The following is a 5,617-nucleotide window of genomic DNA, read 5'->3' on the forward strand; positions in this document are numbered from 1 at the left end:
ACTACCAGCCCTCTGCGGGTATTGGCATTACCTGCCAAAGACGACTGCCCCTTGCTGCGAAGCACAGCCACCGGCTTTAAGCCTGAGAGGATGAAAGAAGGGTACAAACCAGCCATTAGAGTTACTCCAACCACAATGGCAACAGACACCATTAAAAGCGGAGTATCATTAAGCAGGTCTAAAGACAAATTGTACCTGGCCAAATCTTCCATGTTGGTCATTACCAATTCTGCAACTCCCATAGAAAACAACATGGCCAGAATGGTGATGAGAAAAGTCTCTCCTAAAAACTGAAGTACCAGTTGGTTTCTTACGCCTCCCAAAACCTTGCGAATACCCACCTCTTTAGACCGCTTTACCGCCAAAGCCGTGGAAAGATTTACAAAGTTGATACAAGCGGTAAGAATCAGGAAAATACCGATAGCAATGGGGCCGGTTAAGAAGTCTTTGGACTTGGCAATATTGCCATAGGTGTTATACTCGGGCTGAAAGTGCATATCGGCCAGAGCTTGAAGTTGAAAAATAGTTTCATTCTCGCCTTCCGGCATATACTTTTCGGCCATTTCGGGTAAAACTGAGCGAATCTGATCGCCTGTTACGTTCTCATTGGCCAGAAAATACACATGAGCATTGGATGAAGTGGAAGTCCACGAGTCGGGCTGATAGAAGTCGAAAATAGCTTTAACAGACTCGTATTCGATCATTAGCTTAAATGGTAAGGAAGCATTTTTGGGAGGGTCGGATACCACGCCCGAAATAAAGAAGGTAAGCTCGTTATTCAGCTTCATCTCCTTACCCAACACCCGGTCGTAGCCACCATCGGTTACTCCAAAGTACTTTTCGGCCAACGATTCGGAAATCACAGCCGAATTAGGTTTGGAAAGTGCCGTTTCCGAATCTCCTACCCTCCATTCGTAATCAAAGAGTTTAAAAAAGTCAGCATCTACAAAGGCAATTCCATCGCGTTGTTCAAAGTGCGACCAATCGCCTGTTACATTCTGCACACTCAACTGATTTTCACCAATATAGAAGGTCCGAACAGGAATGCCCAGATCAGGATAATCGTTCTTAAAGGCTTCGGCAAAAGGGTTTTGCATTCCCCCCTCCAGCTCTACCGAATTGGGACTCACCACCTTTTTAGTAAAGCGGTACAACCTGTCATAATGAGTCAGATAAGTATCAAAACTCTTTTCGAACAGAACTATTTTAAAAAGCACCAAAGCGGCACTTATGCCAAGGGCAAGCCCAAAAACATTAATAATGGTGAACGACCTGTTTCTAGACAAGTTTCTGAGTGCAGTAATGAAGTAGTTTTTTAACATAGTAGACCTTTGATGCCGCTAGCAAGCCAAAAGCAGTGCCAAACTCATTAACAACTGAATATCAATAAGTTAAAAATAATTTTCATAAACATAGACTTCTATTCCGTTTGTTTTCAATACATTTAGGTGTTTGTTTTTGATACAGTTTTATGGCGAAAATTGAGGCTAAAATACTGGTGGTAGATGACGATATAGACGTGCTCAACACCGCACGTATGTATTTAAAACAGCAGTTTACCCTGGTGCAAATTGAGAATAATCCGGAACTCATTCCTCTGCATTTTGAAAGGGAATCGTTCGATGTAGTTCTGTTAGACATGAACTTTAAGAAGGGCGAAAACGATGGTTCAGATGGTCTGCGCTGGCTCAACAAAATACTCGATCTGGATCCTAACGCCATTGTTATACTGGTAACGGCCTATGGCGAATTCGACCTGGCCGTAAAAGCTATTAAAGCAGGCGGTACCGATTTTATTACCAAACCCTGGAAAAACGAAAAACTCTACGCCACCATTACCTCAGCCTTACAACTAAGGCACAGCAAACTGGAAGTAGACCGGCTCAAAAACACCACCAAAAGCATTGCCCACGATGTAGACCAAAAATACGCCAACTTTTTGGGCAACTCTGCCCCCATGCAACGTGTGTTTTCGCTCATCGAAAAAGTGGGACCAACTGACGCCAATGTGCTTATTTTGGGGGAAAACGGAACCGGCAAAGAGCTGGCCGCCCGCGCCCTGCACAAAAAGTCAGACCGATCCGATCAGGTGTTTATAAAGGTAGACCTTGGCTCAATTAGCGAAACACTCTTTGAATCGGAACTTTTCGGGCATGTGAAAGGAGCTTTTACCGATGCCAAAGAAGATAAGCCCGGCCGTTTTGAACTGGCCCAGGGCGGCACTCTCTTTCTCGATGAAATAGGCAACCTCTCACTCCCCTTGCAAGCCAAGTTGCTCTCAGTACTACAACAACGCAAAGTGAGCCGCGTAGGCTCCGGCAAAGAAATACCGGTAGACATTCGCCTGGTTTGCGCCACCAACATGCCACTATATGAAATGGTAGAAAAAGGCGAATTCAGACAAGACTTACTCTACCGCATCAATACCGTAGAACTAAAGATGCCTCCACTGGCCGAGCGGCCCGATGACATAGACCTGCTCGTAGAGCATTTTCTCAATGTTTTTGGCAAAAAATACAAGAAAGCCAATATGCGCATTGATGCCGGCACCATGAACAAACTCAAAAAACATCACTGGCCCGGTAATATCAGAGAGCTGGAACATGCAGTTGAAAGAGCCATTATTCTGGCCGATGGTAACAAACTTGGACCCAATGACTTTATGCTGGGCAACAGTAAGGCGACACAAAAAAGTCAGGAAGAAGAAAACCTCAACCTTACCGAAAATGAAAAAAGACTAATATTGAAAGCCTTAGATAAGCACAATGGCAATGTAACCCGTGCGGCTAAAGAGTTGGGCTTAGACAGGCTGGCTCTATACAGAAGAATGCAAAAGTACGGCCTTTAGGCCGGAGATTAGGGAGTGGTTATCAGACAACCGTAAGTAATAATCAGCAGTCTCCGATAACGAATAACCAACCCACTAACAACAAAACTATGGTATCGAAAAGATTTGCTCTACTGGTAGTTATTCGCATAGTGCTGCTTATGCTCACTATGACAGCCCTGGCTTTTATTTTTGCGCGCACCGAGCTATTCTTCAATCAGCTTATCCTTTTGGGCATTATCATTATTCAGGTTTCCGAACTCATTCGCTTTATTACCTACACCAACCGCGAAATTGCCAAACTCTTAATGGCTATTCGCTATTCCGACTTCTCTATATCGTTCAAGGGCAAAAAACACGGTAAGTCGTTTCAGGAGTTGCAAGACGCCTTCGTGGAAATCATTGACGCCTTCAAAAAGGTGAGTGTAGAGAAAGAGGCCCAATTCAAGTTTCTCAAAGTAATTGTAGATAATATAAAAGTGGGTGTATTGGCGGTTAAGGAAGACCATGGCATAGAGCTTATGAACAAAGCAGCACAAGACCTGCTCAAAATAGCCACCCCCAATTACTGGAAGCAACTCCAGCAACTCCAACCTGCCTTTACCGCAGAGCTCGACACTATGGAAGACAACGAGCGAAGGCTAATAGAACTCTCCATAAAAGGAGAGAAACAACAAGTATCCGTTCAAATCAACCGGTTGAAAATTCTGAACTATCGCTATACCATTGTCACTTTTCAGGATATTAAAAGTGAGATTGAGCAGAAGGAAATTGAGGCCTGGCACAAACTCATTCGAATTCTCACCCATGAAATTATGAATTCCGTAACGCCTGTTACTTCCCTCTCAGAAACCATGCTGATGATGCTGGAAGAAAAAGGCCAGCCCAAGCCGCTCGAAGACCTTAGCGAAGAAACCCTGGAAGACCTTCGGTTTTCGCTCAAAACCATCCAAAAACGTAGTGAAGGGCTACTTCATTTTGTAGAAGATTACCGCAAGCTTACGCGCATAAAAGCTCTACAGCTGGAAGAAGTAAACGTAAATGAATTATTGGTAGAAAACGCTAATCTGCTGAGTAAAGAGTTTGAAAAAGCCGGGGTAGAGTTGAGAGTTAAGTCTGAGGCTCACCTCAAAATATCTATGGATCGAAAACTGGTCGATCAGGTGTTGATTAATCTGCTCACCAATGCGCGCCATGCCACCGAAAAGAAAAAAAATGGTCTGGTACAAATAAGTGCCTACTCCAATGCCAATCAGTCCGTCATTGAAATACAAGACAACGGCATAGGCATTGACGAAACTAAAATGGATCAGATTTTTATTCCGTTTTTCTCCACCAAAGAAAATGGTTCCGGCATCGGACTTAGCCTCTCCAAGCAGATTATGAAAAAACACAAAGGCGACTTAACAGCTAAATCACAACCGGGCCTGGGAGCAACTTTTAGTTTGATTTTTAGGAGCTGAAACGAAAAGCACCAAGCCATAACATTCTAGAAAATTTCCCACGGTACGGAATCATATACCTATATTGATTGACCAGCCACGCTGCAAAACCAAACCCGATGGGAAGGTTATTTTAGAGAATCAAAACAGAACATTATGATCATTGACGTACATACCCACATCAACAATTACCACGAAGACCGCGTCACCTCAATTGACCAAAGCCTAAATCTCCTCTCTCAAACCATGGAAGAAAACAAGGTCGACTATGCGCTGGTGCTCTCCTCATATAAAGTCAATGAGCACAGGCCAAGCACCACCCAAGTAGTAGAAGCCATTGCCGACAGAAAAAACCTGGGAGTGGTAGCGGGTATCAGTTTTCTGCACTACGACTATAAAGATGTACGAATCATCAGTGATTACCTGGAAAAAGGCCTCATTAAAGGCCTCAAGTTCTACCCCGGCTACGAACCCTTTTATCCCAACGATAGCCGACTGCAAATTTGGTATGAAATGGCCATTGAGTTCGATGTACCCGTGATGTTTCACTCGGGCGACACCTATGCCCCCAGAGGAAAGGTGAAGTACTCCCACCCTATTCACCACGATGATCTGGCCGTTGATTACCCGGAACTAAAAATTGTAATCTGCCATGTAGGCAACCCGTGGATTAAGGATTGTATGGAGGTCGTTTACAAAAACGATAATGTTTATGCTGACATTTCCGGCCTGGTGCTGGGCGATTTCAACGAAAAATTTGAACGCTATATGAAAAATGAAATAGAGGAAATGATCACCTATGCCGGCAATCCTAAATATTTACTTTATGGTACGGACTGGCCCATTTCCAACATGAACTCCTACCTCAAATTCATGGATCAGCTCGATTTGCCTGAAGAAAAGAAGGAGTTGATTCTTTGGAAAAACGCTGCCGAACTATTTAAGATAGATGTAACCACACTTTAAACTAGGTCGGCAATATGGTAGCTCCTGAAAACCAATCCATAGTTCAAGGGGCACAAAAGCTTACGTTAGGCAGCTAAGTTGCCTTGTAATTATCCATCAAAAACCCTTACTTTATTATTCAAGACTCTTCAAACCCGCCTGCCCTTAGACCACATTCGGGTCAAAGGTGCTTCTAATTCTTTTTTCATTTTAGTTAAACAACATGAAGAAGCTAATTGCCTCAGCCCTCTTACTTTCACTCTGTCTAATGCTCCATGCCCAGGATTGCACGCAAGACCCCAATGCGCAAAAGGCCAAAAACAATATTGGCAAACCGGGTAGTAGCCCTGTATGCGCCAATGCAGCACAATTCTTTGCCTACCTATGTGCCTGTAAAAACAAG

Annotated in this window: 5 protein-coding genes; 4 read left to right on the plus strand and 1 reads right to left on the minus strand. The window is 43.7% G+C overall.

All coding sequences use genetic code 11. From position 1 onward, the window contains the following. Positions 1-1,322: ABC transporter permease (locus tag B3763_RS07145; RefSeq protein ID WP_286745180.1), on the minus strand; the 1,322-nt coding region annotated here is incomplete at its 3' end. Positions 1,323-1,471: 149 nt separating this feature from the next. Between B3763_RS07145 and B3763_RS07150 the strand changes: the two genes are divergently transcribed. The 4 genes from B3763_RS07150 to B3763_RS07165 form a co-directional block, all read left to right on the plus strand. Beyond that, the gene (locus B3763_RS07150; RefSeq protein WP_286745182.1) at positions 1,472-2,848 is read left to right on the plus strand and encodes a sigma-54-dependent transcriptional regulator; all 1,377 of its coding nucleotides are present in this window, start codon (positions 1,472-1,474) and stop codon (positions 2,846-2,848) included. A gap of 89 nt (positions 2,849-2,937) precedes the next feature. Beyond that, entirely contained in the window at positions 2,938-4,290 is a 1,353-nt protein-coding gene (locus B3763_RS07155) for a sensor histidine kinase (RefSeq protein ID WP_189630908.1), read from the plus strand. Between the two features lie 135 nt (positions 4,291-4,425). Then, positions 4,426-5,235, plus strand: coding sequence for an amidohydrolase family protein (locus tag B3763_RS07160; RefSeq protein ID WP_286745185.1), 810 nt, complete (start codon positions 4,426-4,428; stop codon positions 5,233-5,235). Positions 5,236-5,437: 202 nt separating this feature from the next. Further along, positions 5,438-5,617: hypothetical protein (locus B3763_RS07165; protein ID WP_286745187.1), on the plus strand; the 180-nt coding region annotated here is incomplete at its 3' end.

Source organism: Roseivirga sp. UBA1976, from assembly GCF_002336325.1.
Taxonomy (GTDB): Bacteria; Bacteroidota; Bacteroidia; order Cytophagales; family Cyclobacteriaceae; genus Roseivirga; species Roseivirga thermotolerans.